Origin of the sequence: Microcoleus sp. N9_A1, assembly GCF_036701795.1 — a bacterium.
Taxonomy (GTDB): domain Bacteria; phylum Cyanobacteriota; class Cyanobacteriia; order Cyanobacteriales; family Microcoleaceae; genus Microcoleus.
Map to the genome: position 1 here is coordinate 38,955 of NZ_JAUBRI010000019.1, position 18,012 is coordinate 56,966.

Below are 18,012 nucleotides of genomic sequence, written 5' to 3' on the forward strand. Positions count from 1 at the left end.
GGTGCTGACTAACTGGCAGGTTGTGGCGATCGGGCTTGTCACCGACGACAGCCTCCTCCACCCACTGCTAGGAGTTATGAGGCTGCTGGACGATATCGATCGGGCGATCGTTCAGTTTCGCAGCGCGATCGAGTATAAAATAGCACCATTCAGCATTGAGCCAGGAGCGGTGTCTGATCCCGTGCTGGCAGTCTGCTTTCCTGCGGGTGCTGAGGTTGGGGCTTTAGCGGTGACGCGGGCTTCGTTTCGGTGTTGCTACCCAAATCTTTGCCTCAAGGTTATAGCTTGGGCTATACAAATGAGGTTAAAATCGGTATGAGTAGCGACCCGATTTTTAATGCCAAAGGTTTCTTGGTGGGGATTAACGGTAGGGGCAAGTATCGAGATCCAAATTTTGGCGTCTATGCTTTTGAAGATGGAAATGAACCAACAGCGGAATTATTGGAGAAAATGGTTAAATCCAGTTGGGGAATTCCGATTAGTATATATTTGCAGTTCGCCTCGTTTCATCTAGGGAGTTATCGATGAATGTGTGGAGTTTGCGGTTTGACGCGCTGACAATCATCTTGACAGGTGCATTAACAGTGACGGCGGTTGTCAGCCAACAATATGCTGCCTGTGCCAAAACAGCCGAAGAAATTGCCCAGCTAGCAACGTTGACAACTGTGGAAGTCAACAATACGCTGGGTTTTTTTGCTAGTGGATCGGGAGTAATTATTGCCAAACAGGGTAATATTTACACTATTCTGACAGCTAATCATGTGGTGGCAAGCCTGGCTCAAAAATACAGCATTCGCACTCATTTGGAGAAGGATTATGCTGCGATTAGAATACAGAGACTCCCGAAAAATGACCGGGATATAGACTTGGCTTTGATACAGTTTCAGAGCCGAGAACAGTATCCAGTAGCACCAATGGGCGAGTCAGAACGTGCTGTTGTTGGTTCTGCTATTTACGTTTCTGGCTATCCGCTGCCAATTTCGGGATTTGAACGAAAACTTGAGTTTACTACTGGTATCATCTCTTCTCGCTTGGGCAGCGCATCATCGGGGTATCGTCTGCGTTACCAAGCTGTAACCAGGCGCGGGATGAGCGGCGGGCCTGTATTTGATGCTGATGGCAGGGTGGTAGGAATTCACGGCCAGGGGGATACTATTGGCACAATTAGGAGTCAGTGGAACGGTCAGATTGAGGAGATAAAAACGGGGTTGAACGCGGCAATCCCGATTGATGCTTTTATGGCATTGCTATCACAAAATAAGCGTAACGGCTTTGATATTCTCAGCAATCTTTCTCTCAGCAGCACCTCGGATCAAAACCAGCCGAGTCTGGGTTATGGAGGATTTGTGTGCGATACCTCAACGGGCGAGCCGGTGACTGTGTATCAAAATCCGCAAGGGTTCAGGGAGCCTTGGATTCGCTGGAATTCTAATTTCTTTTCTAGTTCTGGCTACGATCCTCTAACTCGCTGCCAACAAGTGACTCAGCGCCTTGAGAATTATAACCGCAATAAACAGCTAAATTATGTGACTGTGGGTATTGTAAATAACCAGAAAGCGATTTGCACGAGTAGCCGCGTTAATGGGCCTTGCGAAGGTTTGATCTACACCCTGCGCCGCGATCAAGATCCGACTCCTGCACTGAGCAGTTTTTTTGTTTGGCTGGGGAATCAAAAGGCTGTGCCTTCTCTTTCTGAAAGCGGTACTGTGCTTTATATTGATGTTCGGGAACGGCTGGAACAATTTTAGATTTGGGATTTGGGATTTGAGATGGATTAGTAATGGGTAAACAGAGAACCCCGACTTATGAAAAAAGTCGGGGTTCTCAAACAACTACTTATTAGCTTAAAAATTGAGATATTTTACTTATTTATCACTGACATAATAGAACTAATGATTTTTTGGAACACGGAAGCTATAAAATTACTCTTACATTAATCCAATTCAAATTTTTCAGGTATCAAGCATGACAGCAACTACCCCGCAGGCAACGTCAACAACGCCCGCTTTTTGTGAAGGCATTCAATATTTTTCTGAAACAGTCCCTGGGTTTGAGACTTATGGGAAAGCACCTGCGATCGCCGAGGGGAGCAAGTCGATCGCCGATGCGGCAGATCCCGTCGCCGTCTTTCAAACAATGCTGGGAGCAGACGCCCTGCGCTACCTGACGCTGCAAGTCACCGCCAGCAAGGCATCGGGACATCCGGGCGGTTTTGCCAGCCAAGCAGAGGCCTACGCCGCTTTGGTGATGCTCGGACACAAGAACATTGTCACCGAAGTAGGGCACCACGCCCCCGGCTTTTATAGTGCCATGTTTCTTGATCGATCTTTAGAAGACATGGGAATTGTCAACGTACAGCAAGTGCGCGATAAATTCCGCGAAAAAGACGGTTTATTAGGACATCTTTCCGGTTTCATTCCCGGCCTTTTAGCACCTGCTGGCCCCCTCGGACAAGGGCAGCATTTTGCAATGGCGGGAGCGCTTTTGCACCGCGAAAAACTGTTTGCTTTCACAATGGGCGACGGCGGCATGGGCGAACCCTATCCGATGAGCAGCATGGGGCATTTCCACACTGCTTATCCCAAGGCTACTAACTTTTTACCAGTGTTAGTTTGGAACGGATATTCTCAAGAACATCACAGCATGGTTTCGACTAAAACTAATGCTGAAATGATTGCTTATTGGCAAGGTAACGGTTTTGAAGAAATTATCTTAGTTGATGCTAAGGAATTTGACGATAAAAATCAACCGGAAGCTTATGTTGACAGCACTGCTTTTTCCCTCGAACAGCGCATGGCATTTACCAAAGCTGTTTTACAAGGAGTTGACAAAGCAGCCAAATCTGCTCTAGGCGGCAAATTGACTGTGTTTATTATCAAACAGTTGAAAGGTGCCGGCGTCCACGCATTGGGCGCAAAATCTCACAATCTTTATCCAAAAGATACGCTGGATGCTCCGCACATTATCAGCGCTTTAAAAGAGCGCGCTTTGACTGCTGAGGCTTGGCAGTTGGTGCGGACAAATTGCGAGCGCGCTGGTGGCGGGCCTGCGGCGAAAACCGTTGTTACTGAGTTTACATTGCCACTGGCAGATTTAGGCGAATTGCCTTTAGAAGAATTTGCGGTTGGCGGAGACTCGAAGATTTCGACAACAGCAATGGGACGTTTGGTAGCGAAAGTCGGCGAGTGCGATCGCACTTTTCTTGTCACTAATGCTGATGGTAACGAAGCATCGGCAATTGCCAATATCAACCAAGCTCTCAAGATTATTCACCCGACGACAGATGACCTGTACAATCAATCGCCAAACGGTCAAGTTTACGAACCTTTGAGCGAAGATGCTTGCGCGGGTTTAGCAGTAGGTTTATCGCTATTTGGAGCGCGGAGTTTGTGGTGTTCCTACGAATCTTTTGCCATTAACGGTTTACCAATTTGGCAAACTGTAACCCAAGCAATGGCAGAATTGCGCCGTCCAACTCCGGCAACTGTCACCTTATTTACAGCGGGTGCATTGGAACAAGGCCGCAACGGTTGGACGCACCAGCGGCCGGAAATTGAGGCTTATTTTGCGGCGATGATGCGGAATGGAAATGTGTTTCCTTTGTTTCCACCCGATGCTAACAGCATTCAAGCTTGTTACGAGTGGGCTTTGAATGCCAGAAATAAGGGAGTTGTGATTACTGCGAGCAAGTCGCCGCTGCCCATTCGCACTACTTTTGAACAGACTCGCCAAGGTTTGCAAGACGGTGCAATAGTGCTGCACGAAGTCGATTCCCCGCAAGCTCCCCACAATCAAGGGGGGAGCAAGAAAGTTGTGTTTGCAGTTGTCGGCGACATGACTTTAATGCCAGTGTTTGAAGCGGCGGCATTTTTGGAAACAGAAGGGATTGGAGTGCGGATTGTTTCTGTTGTGAATCCCCGGCGTTTGTACCGTGCTAGCGATGTTGCTTGGGATACTTGTTCGGAAGCTGACGGCGGCTTTTTGAGCGATGATAAATTTGCCGAAATGTTTGGCGGAGATGCCTTAATTGGCGTGACAGGTGGTGCTTCTGGGATGTTGGAACCTGTGATGCTACGCAGCAATTGCAAGCGGGATACTTTCGCTTGGAAGCGGGGGGAAACTACTGCTAGTGCTGGTCAGTTGATGGCGTTTAATGGGTTGACTGCTGAGGCTTTGACTAAAAGGGCGATCGAGCTAGTTCATTAAGTTAGAATGTGAGTGAATGCCCCTGCCTGGTTTTGGCTAGGTAGGGGCTAGCAATATTTAAAATAAAATGGTGATACCTGTGACTGCACAACTTTTAAAAGAAATAGCTACGCTTGGCGAACAGCGATTGATTCTCCCCGGTTATTATAGTTGGGAGCAATTTGAGGCGATCGAATCTTTGATGGCAGACTCTCCTGGTTTGCGGATAAGTTATCTTGATGGGTGGATCGAGTTTATGACAGTGGGGGAAGAACATGAAAGCTTTAAAAAAGCGATCGCTATATTACTGGAAGCATACTTTTTTGAACTCGGAATTGAATTCTTTCCTGTAGGGAGTGCAACTCGCAGAGACCGGGCAAGAGATGTATCATTTGAACCAGACGAGTCTTATTATATAGGTTCAAGAAAAGAGCATCCCGATTTAGCCGTGGAAGTAACGATTACTAGCGGTAGCACAAATAAACTAGCTAAATATCTGCGACTTCGCATTCCTGAAGTTTGGTTTTGGGAAAATAATCGGCTTGCTGTCTATCGGCTGCGCGAGGATGATTACGAGCAAGTTTCAAGAAGTGAGTTTTTGCCGGAGTTGGATTTAGAATTGTTGGTACGCTGCGTTTTAATGCCTTCAATAATTGAGGGAAGGACAGAGTTTCTTAATGGGGTTAGGCAAGTGGGTTGAATGCTGAGGAGTTGGTAAAAAGTGCGATCGTCTACGAGGGCTTCGCTAACGATTTGATTGGTTAAGCTAAAATGTGACAGACAACGATTGGCTCTCACAAACAACCTTTGCGCGATCGGCTCCAACGATTGGTTAGACTTGTAGGTGTAAAGTTACTAAATTATTCCTCTCTCTCTTCCTTCATCTGCGTGAATCAGCGTCAATCCATTGTCATCTGCGGCCCGAGAAATTCTCTTTTTTTTACCGCAGATGAGGGCAGATAAACACAGATTAACGCAGATGAATTAGATCGAGTCCGGTTGCACGATCCGTGATTTTTGGCTGTTGACTAGATTTGACGCCCGACGATGCTAGCGGAAGGGAGAGTGCTAGAGGTTTTGCTGTGGCGGAACATCAATGTTTTGTGAAAAATTTGTCTTAAATTTATTGATTTTTTTCCCCGCAAGCCATCAACCAAAAACTCATCATTAATCGATCGCCCGCAGCGACAAACTCATCCCGCGAAACCAGATAGCTGGCTATTTCCGACTCTGAAATCAACCCCTGTTTGACCATCTGCAAAATGGGGCCGGAGTCAAGCAAAGGTTGAAACGCCTCAATTCCGATGATATCGCTGTGGCTGACAACGGCTTCTAAATCAACGCTAACAAACCCAGCTTCTTTGAGAATGCGACACAGATTTCGCCCGACGCATAAATTGCCGCCCCGCGATGCTATCACCTGCTTGAATTTCTCCCTGACAATCTCGACTGACCAAGGCGGATTTGTCAGCCAAAATAGATCCGCATCGTTATCAATAATCAGCAGTTTTCCGCCGGGTTTTAAGATGCGGAATATTTCTCTAGCTGCTGCGACGGGATCTGGGAGGTGAACGAACAGCAAACGGGCGATCGCAAAATCGAAAGTGTTATCATCCAAACCAGTATCCGCAACCGATGCTTCGATGCGATTTACTCGATCGCCCCCTTTGTCCTCTAAATATTCTACTGCTTTTTCGTGCAATACCGGATCGATTTCTACCGCTGTTATCGAACTGTTTGGCAGCAATTCTAACAGCTTTTCGGTAAAAAATCCCGGCCCGCTACCCGCTTCTAAAACATTCATCCCGTCTGCTAAACCGAACCACTTTAAATTGCGCGCTTCCTTTTCCCAACTTATCAGAACTTGAGCTTTTAACCGCTGGATTTCCCCCTCAAATTCTAGGTTGTACGTGTTTGCTTTATACGAACCTTCTGTTTGCATAGAATCATCTTTATTCTTAGTCGGATACCCGGACTATAACATAAATATAATTAAATCTCCGATCGAGTTATTTGTGCGTAATATCGTTGTGGCATTGGAATGATTTAACCACAGAGAGCGCAGAGAACGCAGAGGAAGAGAAGAGAGAGATGAATAATTCTGATGAAGTGCGGATTTTACCGGAACTGCGCTTTAGTGCAATTCTCGTTGCTGACATCCACAACTACATTTGGCGGACAGATGCAGGACGAGAGACAGGTAATGGCTCTATTGTAATAAGAGGATGGATTACCTAAACTGACGATGTTGTGCGGCAACGAATCAATTATGCCCCAGATTTTACCTCAACCGGAGAAACGAACATTTTTAGTCGTGGACGATCATGCGATGGTTTTAGGCGGTACGCTTAATATTCTGAGGCAGGAGTATCCAGAAGTAGAGATTGTGACAGCTTCAACGGCTCAGGAAGCCCTTGAGCAAATAGCGCAGACAACCCCGGATCTGGCGGTTGTGGATTTGGTGATGCCAGAGGCGATCGGCGAAACTGCTCAGGCCAATTCAGGGCTTCAACTCCTCAAAACGCTGATGGAGCAGTATCCGAGTCTGAATATTGTAGTGCAGAGTGCTCATGTTCGCACATTGGTTTGGCTGAAACCGTCGATCGACAATCACATGGGCGGATTCACGGTTGTTGATAAGAGTCAGCCGATGAAAGAGTTGCTGACGATGGTCGATTGGGCGCTACACGAGCGTATTTATACTCCCAGAGAAATCCGTAATGGGCTGCAACTCAAACCCGCTTGGATGGAGGTGTTGCAATTCGCTTTTCAAGATAGCTTGCAGGACACTGCGATCGCCAAACGGATGAATGTTTCCGAACGCACCGTACAGTATTACTGGACGAAGATTCGAGATGTGCTAGAAGTGTATCCCGAAGATGACAAAAATCTGCGGATTCAAACGGAAGTGCGGGCTAGGGAAGAAGGACTGATTGATTGACTGTTGACTGTTGACTGTTGACTCTTAATTGTTTGAACAATACTGATTGATGCAACCGGAAACGAGATGAAGCGCGATCGAGGACAAGCAGTGAGAGCAGATATCTCGACTTGGTGGCGAGGCTCGCTTCCAGGGTTGATGGTGATTGTCGCTGTGATGGTGGCTAGATTGACCGGTGCGCTTCAGTTTTGGGAGTTGGTGACGTTCGATCGATTTCTGCGCTTGCGCCCTCCTGAGCCAATGGATGACCGGATTGTAATTGTGGGTATCACTGAGGAAGATATTCAACGCGCCAGAACTTATCCGATTCCCGATCGCGAAATTGCCGATTTGCTTAAACGGTTGCAGGCCTATCAACCGATCGCGATCGGGCTGGATATTGTCCGCGATATTCCGGTTGAGCCGGGTAATGCTGAACTAACATCGGTGTTTCGCAGCAGCAAGAATACGATCGGAGTGGAGGTTGCTTTGCCAGATCGCAGTGGCTTTATCGTCCTACCTCCGCCCGCGCTACCACCCGAACAAATTGGCTTTGCAGATGCCGTTCTCGATGCGGATGGCTACCAGCGCCGCAGTTTATTGGGCGCTCACAACCCCCAGCAGGAATACCGTTTTTCGTTGGCGATCCGGCTGGCAGAACGCTATTTAGAAGCCCAAGGAATTGAGTTGGGTAATGGAATACGCGACCCAGACGCGAAGCGCTTTGGCAGCATTGAATTGACCAGAGTGCAGTCAAACTCTGGCGGATATGTGGGGGCGGATGCCGACGGAAACCAGATTTTACTCAATGTTCGCAGCGGGACAATGCCGTTTCGCGTGCTTTCTCTCTCGCAAATCAAATCGGGAAAGGTCAACCCGGATTGGATTCAAGGCAAGATTGTGCTGATTGGGATGATGTCTTTTAGTGCGAAGGATTTGGCAAGTTCAGGTGCGATCGCAGGCATCAATCCCGGACGGATTTACGGAGTCGAAATGCAGGCCCACGAAACCAGCCAGATTATTAGCGCGGTACTCGATCGGCGGCCGTTGCTTCAGGTTTGGGGGGAGGGCTGGGAAATGCTCTGGATTTCGGTCTGGGGACTCTTGGGGATGAGTTTGGGAAGATTTCTGCGATCGCCCTGGAAAATTTTGCTCGGACTCTTAATCGGCAGCATTAGCCCGATCGCGCTTTGTTACTGGCTGATGCTGTTGGGATGGTGGGTGCCGATCGTGCCTGTATTGCTTGTACTCGTGTTGAATGGGGCTGGCTTGACGGCAGGATTATTTTATCGCCACGAACAGGAACTGCGACTGCGGTTGGAAGAACGTCAATTTGCGATCGAGCAGACCTTTAATGCGATTCACAGCGGGCCTTTACAAACATTGGTGCAAATTTTGAGAACCGCTCAGGGAGAAGCCACACCGCCGTTATTTCTACCGGATTTGCAACGCCTGAATCAAGAATTACGGGCAGTTTACGGATCGGTGCAGCGAGATGCGATCGCAGATGAACCGCATCTTCGCATGGGAAGCGCGATCGAATTGGCCCTGCAGGCTCCACTGCATGAATTGCTCTACAAGGTCTATTGCAACACGCTAGAACAAGAACTGCCTTACCTCAAAACGCTCAAATTCAAAATTGTGCAGTTCGATGCCTTGAACACCTCACATCTGCGGTTAGAACACAAGCGAGGACTCTGCCGTTTTCTCGAAGAAGCGCTCTGCAATGTGGGGAAACACGCGATCGAAGCCACTCGCTTGACTGTAATTTGCACTCAAGAAGGCGATCGGCAGGTGATTCGGGTGGCGGATAATGGCAAGGGAAACCCGTCTCAGTCAGAAACGCTTAGCTTAGCCCAAATCGATCGAGACAGAGAGATAAGCGAAGATTTAAACCCTAAACTTCAACCTTCAGGATTAGGCACGCAGTTGGCAAAGAACTTAGCCAAACAATTAGGCGGAACCTTTGGGCGCTACCCAAATCAACCGAGGGGAATAGTGTGCGAATTAACCTGGTCAGCCAAGCGGCGGTGGTTCTGGTAATTGGTTCCTCAGAGTTAGCATCCGAATTATTCATCTTTCTCTTCTCTTCCTCTGTGTTCTCTGCGTTCTCTGCGGTTAAATCATTCCGATCGAACTGGAATTGATATCACACTTGCTATATCTTTGCGCTTTCCCGCAAACGAAGCTTGTGGGCAGTCCTCTATTCTGTTTGTGTATTGTTGATTACTGTAGAAATAGTTACAGAGGGAATTGCGATGATGACTCACGGATTGAAGCGTCGAACCATTTACTCTGCCGGCATTGCGAGTTTAATGCTGAGTGTTTTGTTCTGGATCGCTCCTGTAGCGCTGGCAAAATACACTCCTCCTAAAAAGCCTTCTGCGCCGAAACAAACGAGCACGAATACCACTCGCGGCGGCAGTTGCGAAGCTAATTCATCGGCGGGATTGACTGTCTTGGTGCCGTTTAGCCATGTGGGAGAGACGATTTCTGGGCATCCGACCTTTACCTGGTTTGTACCCGATCGCACTCCTCGTCCGCTGCAATTGATGCTGTTTACTCGCACGGGACAACCGCTCTACAAAACCGAGATGGAGAGTCAGCCAGGAATAATGTCGGTTGCTTTGCCCCCAAATCTGCCCCCACTGTCGATCGGGCAATCCTATCAGTGGCAAGTGGTGTTGGTCTGTAATCCGAGGGTTCCTTCGATGAATGTGGTGGCGACGGCAGAAATCCAAGTGGTGCAGCCTGCTGCGTCGTTGCAGGCTCAACTTGCAGCCGCGTCAACTCCCCAACAGCGGATCGATCTGTATGCGGATGCTGGGCTGTGGTATGACGCGATCGCGGAAGCGCGCAAAGCCCCTGAAACTTCTCAAAACCAAGTGGCTGTGCTGGAATTGCTAGATTCTCTGGCTAGTTCGGAAGCTGAACCGCTGAAGGAATGGAGCGATCGATTGAGGCAAATAAGAGCGATCGAACAACAGCGCCAAGAACAGCGCCAACCCCCGCAACCCAAACCCTAAAATCCCATGCAGCCTGACTCGCTAAAATTTAAATCCAGTAATTGTAAGGTGCGATCGGGCTTCCTCTTTCCCCTTGCGCTTTGCCTTTTGTCTGTTGGCTTTTACATTCCTCCCCATTTCTCACTCCCGGCTAGTGCTCAGGCGATCGATGCTCGTAAAGCAGAAGCCGATCGCCTCTCGAAACAAGGTCGGCAATCATTTGATGCAGGTCGCGTCGAGGAGGCGATCTCTGCGTTTGAAGCCGCCTTGAAATTGTATCAATCGATCGGCGATCGCGCAGAAGAAGGGGTAGTGCTTGGTATTCTTGGGTTCGCATACGACAGTTTAGAGCAATTCGCCAAAGCATTAGCGTTCCATCTACAAGCCGCAGAGGTCTTCCGACGAGTTGGCAATCGCAAGGCAGAAGGGATGGCTCTGAGTTATGCGGGTCGGGCTTATGCTGACTTGGGGCAGTTGGATAAATCGCTAGAAACTGCTCAAGCCGCGTTAGCGATTGCCCAAGAATTCGGAGATGGAATGCTTGAATCAATGAACCTTAACAACATTGGAAGAATTTACACTCGCTGGGGGCAATATGCGAAGGCGGCAGAGTTTTTGGAAGCCTCATTGAAGGCTGCTCGGCAAGTTTATCCTGATGCGGGAGGGGTAATTCTGCTGAATCTTGGAAGTGTCTATGACAATTTAGGTCAGTATCCCAAAGCATTAGGGTTCTATCAACAAGCATTAGCAGCGTTTCAGCGCATTGGTGCCCGGAGGGAAGCAGGAATGACCCTGACCCTGATAGGTCTGATTTATACAAAACAATCGCAATATGCTCAAGCGATAAATACACATCAACAAGCCTTACAGATGGTTCAACAAAGCAGTTATCGCACTGGGGAAGGCGCAATTCTCAGTAATATTGGCGATGTTTACCAGCAATTAGGACAACCCACCAAGGCACTGGAGTTTTATGAACGATCGCTAAAGATTGCACAGCAAATCGGCAATCGTGAGGGTGAGAGTATGACCCTTAATAATATGGGTAATGCTTACATGGCTTTAGGACAGCGAACTAAAGCATTGGGCGTGTTTGAACAAGCTTTGAAGATTGTTCAGCAGCATGGTGACCGTGCGAGTGAAAGTAGAGGGCTTAGCAATCTTGGCAGGATCTACTATGACTTAGGGCAATACGCCAATGCCATGAAATATTTTCAATCTGCTTTGGGAATCGCTCAACAGATTGGTAATCGCGAAAGCGAACAGGCCGCACTCGGTAACATAGGTCAGGTTTACAATAAATTTGGGCAATACAGTCAGGCGCAGGAGTCTCACCAGCAAGCATTGAAGATTGCCCAACAAACTGGCGATCGCTTGAATGAGAGTCTAATTCTTACAGGACTGGGGCAAGCACTTGCCGGAGCCGGCAAAATTAGTGCGGCAGAAAAAACGCTATACAACGCGATCGAGATTGTAGAATCTCTGCGGGGAGGGCTCAAAGATCGGGACAAAGTTTTCCTAGCAAATCGGCTTGTCAATCCTTATCTTTGGTTGCAATTCACGCTGATCGCTCAAAACAAAACGACAACAGCGCTCGAAGTAGCAGAGCGAGGTCGTACCCGCGCCTTTGTCGAACTATTGGCAACGCGATTAGCAGGTGATTCAACTCCACCTCAAACCCTTCAGCGCCTGAGTCAACCGCTCTCGCTCCCTCAAATCCAACAGGTCGCTCGTCAGCAAAACGCCACATTAGTCGAATATTCGGTAGTTGGGGGAGAGTTATATATTTGGCTGATTCTTCCCACTGGGCAGATTGAGTTCCGCAAAACTCGGTACAACTCCTCAACCACAAAACTACAAGAGCTGGTGTCCACCACTCATAATGTTCTACGGCGAGGCGTTCGTCGCTCTGAAACAACATCCACTCCAACTTCTCAGCCAACAAATGATCGCCTCAATCAGTTTGGAGCTTATCAACTTAGAACCTTACATCAATTGTTAATTGAGCCGATCGCTGACTTACTACCTAAAAATCCCACTGATCGCGTCATCTTCATTCCACAAAACGAACTATTATTGGTGCCTTTTCCCGCCTTGCTGGATGCAAAAGGCACTTATCTAATTGAACAGCACACCCTGCTGACGGCACCCTCAATTCAAGTCTTGAGTTTTACTAACCAGAACCAACAACAACTTAACCCCACTCTAAATCGCACGGCTTTGGTGGTTGGCAATCCTACACTGCCCAAACTGTCAGAGGGTCGCCTTGCCCCTTTGCCCGCAGCCGAACAAGAAGCTCGCGCAGTCGCTCAGTTGCTCAAGACCACGCCCATGATTGGGGCTGCTGCCAATAAATCAGCAGTGATCAAGCAGATGCCGCAAGCACGGTTCATTCATCTCGCAACGCATGGCTTATTGACCCCTAACGGCGGCAATGCACCGGGCGCGATCGTGCTGGCTCCTGACTCTCCCGACCAAGTTGACGATGGCTTACTTACCCCAACTGAAATCTTAAATATGAAGCTCAAGGCGGAGCTAGTGGTGTTGAGTGCCTGTGATACTGCTCAAGGTGATATAACAAGCGATGGCATCGTGGGCTTGTCGCGATCGCTGATTGCAGCAGGCGTACCCAGTGTCATTGTCTCCCTCTGGGCAGTGCCCGATGCTCCGACGGCGGAATTGATGCAGACGTTTTATCAATACTTTTTGCAGAAACAACCTGACAAAGCGCAGGCACTCCGACAGGCAATGCTAACCACAATGAAAACCCATCCACAACCGCGAAATTGGGCGGCATTTACGTTGATTGGGGAGGCAGAGTGAGTTTTTATGAAGGGCGCTCTCTATTGGATTAGGGTTAGTTTGTGCGTTGCAGTACAGTTGCACTTTCCCGCAATCAACATTGCACCCCTCTCTTCATCAGGTCTGTGGGTAGAACGAGTGAAATTCCCATCTGGGTTGCTTAAGATTCAAGTAAAGAACGACTCGAATTAAAAAATAATTTCTCAAATCAGTCGTCTGTTTGTTCAAAGTCGCTGTTCATTGCAGATATTTGCAAGGTAAAGCCGATGAAAACACAAAAATCAATTCTACCTACCAAAGCAAAATGGGTCTCTCAAGTCATTGGATTTTCACTGTTGAGTGTTGCACTCATGTCCAATCTTACCCATGCACAATCCGCCGGATCGCCTGCCCCTCAAATCGGATTCAGATTTAAACAATCTCAGGAATTCAATGTGGGTGCAGTCACTACTGTATCGGTCTCTACAACTTACGAAGGAGACTCCGGCAGTTGTCACGGTCAGTTTTACTTCTCTAATTTTCAGACTTACACCAATACTCACACGGAGGAAGCCTCCGAGCGCGCAACATTCATTTCCAGCAATACGCCGCCTGCTCCAGGTTTGCGCGTTGCGATCCGAAATGTCACTCCTGGGATTGACCAAAACCCTTCTCCCTATACCGATCGTAAATACGATAAACCTCCAACTTCGGAAGGATTTAAAGTGTCTCTTGGCACAATTCACCGCGGTATATTTTTAGCGGTGCAACCCGGAGAAAACCACTTTTCCTATGATATCAAACGCGGTAATACCATCATTGAATCTGGTACTTTCACCGCTAGAATTGACCACCAAACTCAAAGTAGACAACGCTATCAGAGTATTGCTGGCAAAAGTGCTAGGGAATGTGAATTGGAATATAACCAGCAGAGGGAATATGACCAGATGAGGGAATATAACCAGCAGAGGGAATATGACCGGCAGAAGGATAAGCCAAGAAGGCGTCGATAAATCAATCTTTTGAACTCAGAAAAGGAGTTGAAATCTAATGAATCGATCGACGCTCAAAAACCACAAAAATAACACCAATGATTGGTTTGGAAAGCTCTTCTTTTTTATACTCCTGCCTGGTTTTTTCTGGTCATTAGCCGGATCGATGTATGTGACGATTCCCGATCGCTATCGAACCGAAGTGGGCTTTCGAGCTAGAGCAGTTAGAACTTCGGGCATCGTCACTAAAAAAAATCAACAAACAACTTGTTATGGAGGAGGAGTTGACTGTTAACGGTTAACTGTTAACTGTTAACCGTCAACAGTTAACCGTCAACATCATTCCGATGCAACCGGAAATGATATTACTGGCTTTTCAATCTATAGAAAAAAGCACACACAGGATTGAAGGGTTGATTGCTTTGTCAATTCAGATGTATTTCACGCACCGTTTCCTCGCCCAGGTGCTGTCTAGTTTCGCAGGAACAGTCCTGGACGCACTCCGACTCCTCGAAACCGGTTTTTACGAAAATATTTGGTTGCCACCCGCAGATTCGCTAAAAAACCCGGTTTCTGACCACCCGTGCGATCGTCCTAATGAATAAATTTTGTAATTTGGAGCATCTTCCATGAACAATGATTTTGCAAATACAACCTTGTCTACTTCCCTTGAGCAAAACAATCTTCTTCTCAACAGCAACAGCGCCAGCCCGATCGCATTCCCGAACAATCTGAACAATCAGATTCAAGGATTCAACCACTTAAACAATGCGATCGATGGACAAGGCGGCGACGATCGCATGGCTGGACAGGGCTGTGATGACATCGTGCGGGGAACTACTGGCAACGATACACTCTGGGGCAACGCTGGCAAGGATATACTCTTGGGCAATGCTGGCAACGATATACTCTTGGGCAACGGTGACAACGATACACTTTGGGGTAATGCTGACAACGATACACTCTGGGGCGGTGCGGGGCGAGATGTTTTAATCGGTGGGAGCGATCGCGATATCTTTGCGCTGAAACCACAGGAAGGAACTGATACGATTGTTGATTTCAACCTGAGTGAGCGCGATCGGATCGGTTTAGCTGGAGGGTTAACTTTTGATGAGTTGACCATCTCTCAGGGCACAGGAGACAATCGCAACGATACATTAATCAGCACCGAGACCGGTGAGCTACTGGCAATTCTGAACAACACCCTTGCAAGCACGATCGGCAATGCAGCCTTTCTCACCTTGGGGAATCGAGGATTAGTAACCAGCCAGGGCGATCGGGCAATGCGATCGGATATCGCGCGCGATCGTTTTCGGGTAGACGGCACGGGCATCAAAATCGGGGTTTTATCTAATAGTTTCAACAGGCTGGGTGGGGCGGCCCAAGACATTGCAAGCGGTGACTTGCCCGTAAAAGGCAAGGTGTTGGCAGAAGATTTGGGCAATAACTTTTTTCCGCCGAACGATGAAGGCAGAGCCATGCTGCAACTTATTCACGATGTTGCTCCAGGAGCCGATTTGTTGTTTCATACAGGCTATGCCAGCGGTCAGTTCAACAGCCCGCTAGAATTGTTAAAAGCAAGTGAAAAGGCTATGGCTGATGGTATTCGCGCATTGGCAGCTCAAGGAGCGCAAATCATTGTAGACGACCTGCGCTTTTCATCTCAACCGATGTTCCAAGATGGCATCATTGCCCAAGCGATCGATGAGGTCGTCAAAAAGGGTGTTTCCTACTTTACTGCTGCGGGTAACTTTGCTCGCGATAGCTATCAAAGTGATTTCAAGTCGGCTGGGTTCTTCGCGGATTATGGAGAACTTCATGACTTCGATCCAGGAACTGGGGTCGATTTCTATCAAAGCATCACACTGGCGAAAAACGATTCCCTCGCGATCTCATTCCAATGGGACTCGCCGCTCGATCGTTCAACCAACGACCTCGATATTTACCTGGTTGACAATACAAAACAAAAAATCTTGGCTGGCAGCCAACTGTCAAATGTGGGAGGAGATCCGATCGAGTATTTCACATTCCGCAATGATGGTTCGTTTGGCTCGGATCAGTTCAATCTCATGATTGGCAAGCGATCGGGTTCTGCTCCCGGTTTGATGAAGTACGTGGCGAGTGGTTCCTCTACCTTCAAAATCAACAATTACAACACCAATAGTTCAACTATATATGGCAACGCAAATGCCAGGGGAGTTGCAGCAGTCGGAGCCGCCCCTTACTTTGGCACCCCTGCTTACGGTGTAAATCCTGCAAGATTAGAAGACTTTTCTTCGGCTGGCGGCACTCCGATTCTGTTTGACGAGAGGGGTAATCGTTTACCCAAACCTGAGTTTCGCCCGCAGCCGAAGTTCGTCGGGCCTGACAACACCAATACGACGTTCTTTGGCACAGACATTCCTCAAGATGCTGACGGTTTCCCCAACTTTCCGGGCACATCGGCAGCGGCTCCTCATGTAGCGGCAGTTGCGGCTTTGATGCTGCAAGCAAATCCCCGCTTAACTCCTGCGGAAATTAATCGAGCACTAGAGCAGACGGCTCTGGAGATGGACGATCCAAACACGCCCGGTTTTGATGTTGGATTTGACTATGCTAGTGGATCTGGTTTGATTCAAGCCGATCGGGCGATCGCTAAAATAGTCGTCTAATTCAGATTAGAGTTCCCATCCCTGCAGCGAGATTGGAGAGGCAGAGTAAGCTTCTTTGACATCCTCACCGACCTAAAGGCACGGTGATTCCAAGAATCACTTCTTGAACCTTTCTGCTTCTTAGCAGCGGCCTCCACCCTCAAGGAGATTTGGTCTTATGCTCGCTCCACAGACTAACCCCGCAAGCCCTGCGGTTTTATGTGTCGAATACCAACAAAAATCTTTGTTGTTTGATTCTAGGGGTGGACTGCCCATTGCCCTGTCCTCTTTTCCCGGTCTACCGATTTTTCTTCCCCGTTGCAGTCATTGCAAGCTTTGGTGTTAGGGTTTATGTCTCCATCGTCGCGGGTGGGTCATTGACCAATTATATTGTAACAAAAAGCCGTCCTAAAAGGACGGGGTTTCTACCCAATTTTTTGATGAAGGTCGATCGCCTGTGGCAGATTGAGGCGATCGCACGACGGCAGAAAGAGCGATCGGGCTAATTCTCTAAATTCCAACTCTAGAATCCTATGCTCTATTCCCCATTTAAGCGACTCAAATCGACCCACTCTAGGCTCACTAATGTTTTCCTAGCTTCCATTTCCCTGTTCCTGCTTGCCACTATCCCGCTATTAACTACTCCTGGCTCTCTCTTGCCAGCGATCGCTCAAACTACCGATGATCGTAAAATTGAGGCCGATCGACTGTTGCAGCAGGGAATTCAACAATATCAGACTAGCCAATTCCCAACTGCGCTGGACTCCTGGCAACAAGCACTGCAAATTTTCCGCTCCATCAAAGACCGCGACGGGGAAGGTAGGGCACTGGGCAATTTGGGAGTCGCTTACCTCGATCTGGGCAACTCGGCCAAAGCGATTGAGTATTCACAACAAAGTTTAGCGATCGCCCGCGAAATTAAAGACCGCGAAGGGGAGGGTAGAGCACTGGGCAATTTGGGAGGTGCTTACCTCTATCTGGGCAACTATACCAAAGCCATTGAGTATACACAGCAATATTTAACCATCGCCCGCGAAATTAAAAACCGCGAAGGGGAGGGTAGAGCACTAGGCAATTTGGGAATCGCTTACCGCTCTCTGGGCAACTATGCCAAAGCCATTGAGTATGCACAGCTCAGTTTAGCCATCGCCCGCGAAATTGGAGACCGCCAGACAGAAGGTTGGGCACTGGGCAATTTGGGAATCGCTTACCGCTCTTTGGGCGACTCGGCCAAAGCCATTGAGTATACACAGCTCAGTTTAGCCATCGCCCGCGAAATTAAAAACCGCGAAGGGGAAGGTACAGCACTGGGCAATTTGGGAGGTGCTTACCTCAATTTGGGCGACTATACCAAAGCCATTGAGTATACACAGCTCAGTTTAGCCATCGCCCGCGAAATTCAAGACCGTCTTGGGGAAGGTGCAGCACTGGGCAATTTGGGAGGTGCTTACCTCAATTTGGGCGACTATACCAAAGCCATTGAGTATACACAGCTCAGT

General features: G+C 48.3%; 17 protein-coding genes. 16 read left to right on the plus strand and 1 reads right to left on the minus strand.

The window, feature by feature from the left end; genetic code table 11:
- Position 1: 1 nt before the first annotated feature.
- The 5 genes from QUA58_RS11640 to QUA58_RS11660 all read left to right on the plus strand — a co-directional run bounded on the left by QUA58_RS11640 (position 2) and on the right by QUA58_RS11660 (position 4,885).
- Positions 2-319: a hypothetical protein gene (locus tag QUA58_RS11640; protein WP_333394156.1), complete on the plus strand. Its 318-nt coding sequence runs from the start codon at positions 2-4 to the stop codon at positions 317-319.
- The gene (locus QUA58_RS11645; RefSeq protein WP_333249685.1) at positions 316-528 is read left to right on the plus strand and encodes a hypothetical protein; all 213 of its coding nucleotides are present in this window, start codon (positions 316-318) and stop codon (positions 526-528) included. Before QUA58_RS11640 ends, QUA58_RS11645 begins: the two co-directional genes overlap by 4 nt.
- Positions 525-1,748 carry a COP23 domain-containing protein gene (locus tag QUA58_RS11650; RefSeq protein ID WP_333249683.1) on the plus strand — a complete coding sequence of 408 codons (1,224 nt, stop codon included), beginning with the start codon at positions 525-527 and terminating at the stop codon, positions 1,746-1,748. The genes QUA58_RS11645 and QUA58_RS11650 overlap by 4 nt, the downstream gene beginning before the upstream one ends.
- Before the next feature lie 217 nt (positions 1,749-1,965).
- Positions 1,966-4,206, plus strand: coding sequence for a phosphoketolase (locus tag QUA58_RS11655; RefSeq protein WP_333394159.1), 2,241 nt, complete (start codon positions 1,966-1,968; stop codon positions 4,204-4,206).
- Positions 4,207-4,285: 79 nt separating this feature from the next.
- Complete coding sequence (locus QUA58_RS11660) at positions 4,286-4,885, plus strand: Uma2 family endonuclease (protein WP_333249680.1); 600 nt, start codon at positions 4,286-4,288, stop codon at positions 4,883-4,885.
- A 423-nt stretch (positions 4,886-5,308) separates the two neighbouring features.
- Here QUA58_RS11660 and QUA58_RS11665 read toward each other — a convergent pair whose 3' ends face one another.
- Complete coding sequence (locus tag QUA58_RS11665) at positions 5,309-6,127, minus strand: methyltransferase domain-containing protein (protein ID WP_333394160.1); 819 nt, start codon at positions 6,125-6,127, stop codon at positions 5,309-5,311.
- 149 nt (positions 6,128-6,276) lie between these two features.
- On the opposite strand from QUA58_RS11665, the gene QUA58_RS11670 reads away from it, so the two are divergent.
- The 11 genes from QUA58_RS11670 to QUA58_RS11720 all read left to right on the plus strand — a co-directional run.
- A complete protein-coding gene (locus QUA58_RS11670; protein WP_333394162.1) occupies positions 6,277-6,423 on the plus strand; it encodes a hypothetical protein in 147 nt (48 codons plus the stop codon).
- Positions 6,424-6,454: 31 nt separating this feature from the next.
- Complete coding sequence (locus QUA58_RS11675; RefSeq protein ID WP_333249677.1) at positions 6,455-7,126, plus strand: response regulator transcription factor; 672 nt, start codon at positions 6,455-6,457, stop codon at positions 7,124-7,126.
- Positions 7,127-7,192: 66 nt separating this feature from the next.
- A complete protein-coding gene (locus QUA58_RS11680) occupies positions 7,193-9,148 on the plus strand; it encodes a CHASE2 domain-containing protein (RefSeq protein WP_333394163.1) in 1,956 nt (651 codons plus the stop codon).
- Between the two features lie 146 nt (positions 9,149-9,294).
- Positions 9,295-10,131, plus strand: coding sequence for a DUF928 domain-containing protein (locus QUA58_RS11685; protein WP_333394164.1), 837 nt, complete (start codon positions 9,295-9,297; stop codon positions 10,129-10,131).
- Positions 10,132-10,218: 87 nt separating this feature from the next.
- Positions 10,219-12,933 (plus strand): CHAT domain-containing tetratricopeptide repeat protein, encoded by a 2,715-nt coding sequence (locus QUA58_RS11690; protein WP_333394166.1) that lies wholly within the window; start codon positions 10,219-10,221, stop codon positions 12,931-12,933.
- Positions 12,934-13,346: 413 nt separating this feature from the next.
- Positions 13,347-13,904 carry a hypothetical protein gene (locus QUA58_RS11695; RefSeq protein WP_333394167.1) on the plus strand — a complete coding sequence of 186 codons (558 nt, stop codon included), beginning with the start codon at positions 13,347-13,349 and terminating at the stop codon, positions 13,902-13,904.
- A 37-nt stretch (positions 13,905-13,941) separates the two neighbouring features.
- Entirely contained in the window at positions 13,942-14,178 is a 237-nt protein-coding gene (locus QUA58_RS11700; RefSeq protein ID WP_333394168.1) for a hypothetical protein, read from the plus strand.
- Positions 14,179-14,242: 64 nt separating this feature from the next.
- The gene (locus tag QUA58_RS11705; protein ID WP_333394169.1) at positions 14,243-14,488 is read left to right on the plus strand and encodes a hypothetical protein; all 246 of its coding nucleotides are present in this window, start codon (positions 14,243-14,245) and stop codon (positions 14,486-14,488) included.
- A gap of 24 nt (positions 14,489-14,512) precedes the next feature.
- Positions 14,513-16,534: a S8 family serine peptidase gene (locus QUA58_RS11710; RefSeq protein ID WP_333394170.1), complete on the plus strand. Its 2,022-nt coding sequence runs from the start codon at positions 14,513-14,515 to the stop codon at positions 16,532-16,534.
- Between the two features lie 356 nt (positions 16,535-16,890).
- A complete protein-coding gene (locus tag QUA58_RS11715) occupies positions 16,891-17,019 on the plus strand; it encodes a hypothetical protein (protein WP_333249661.1) in 129 nt (42 codons plus the stop codon).
- Between the two features lie 27 nt (positions 17,020-17,046).
- Positions 17,047-18,012: tetratricopeptide repeat protein (locus tag QUA58_RS11720; protein ID WP_333394171.1), on the plus strand; the 966-nt coding region annotated here is incomplete at its 3' end.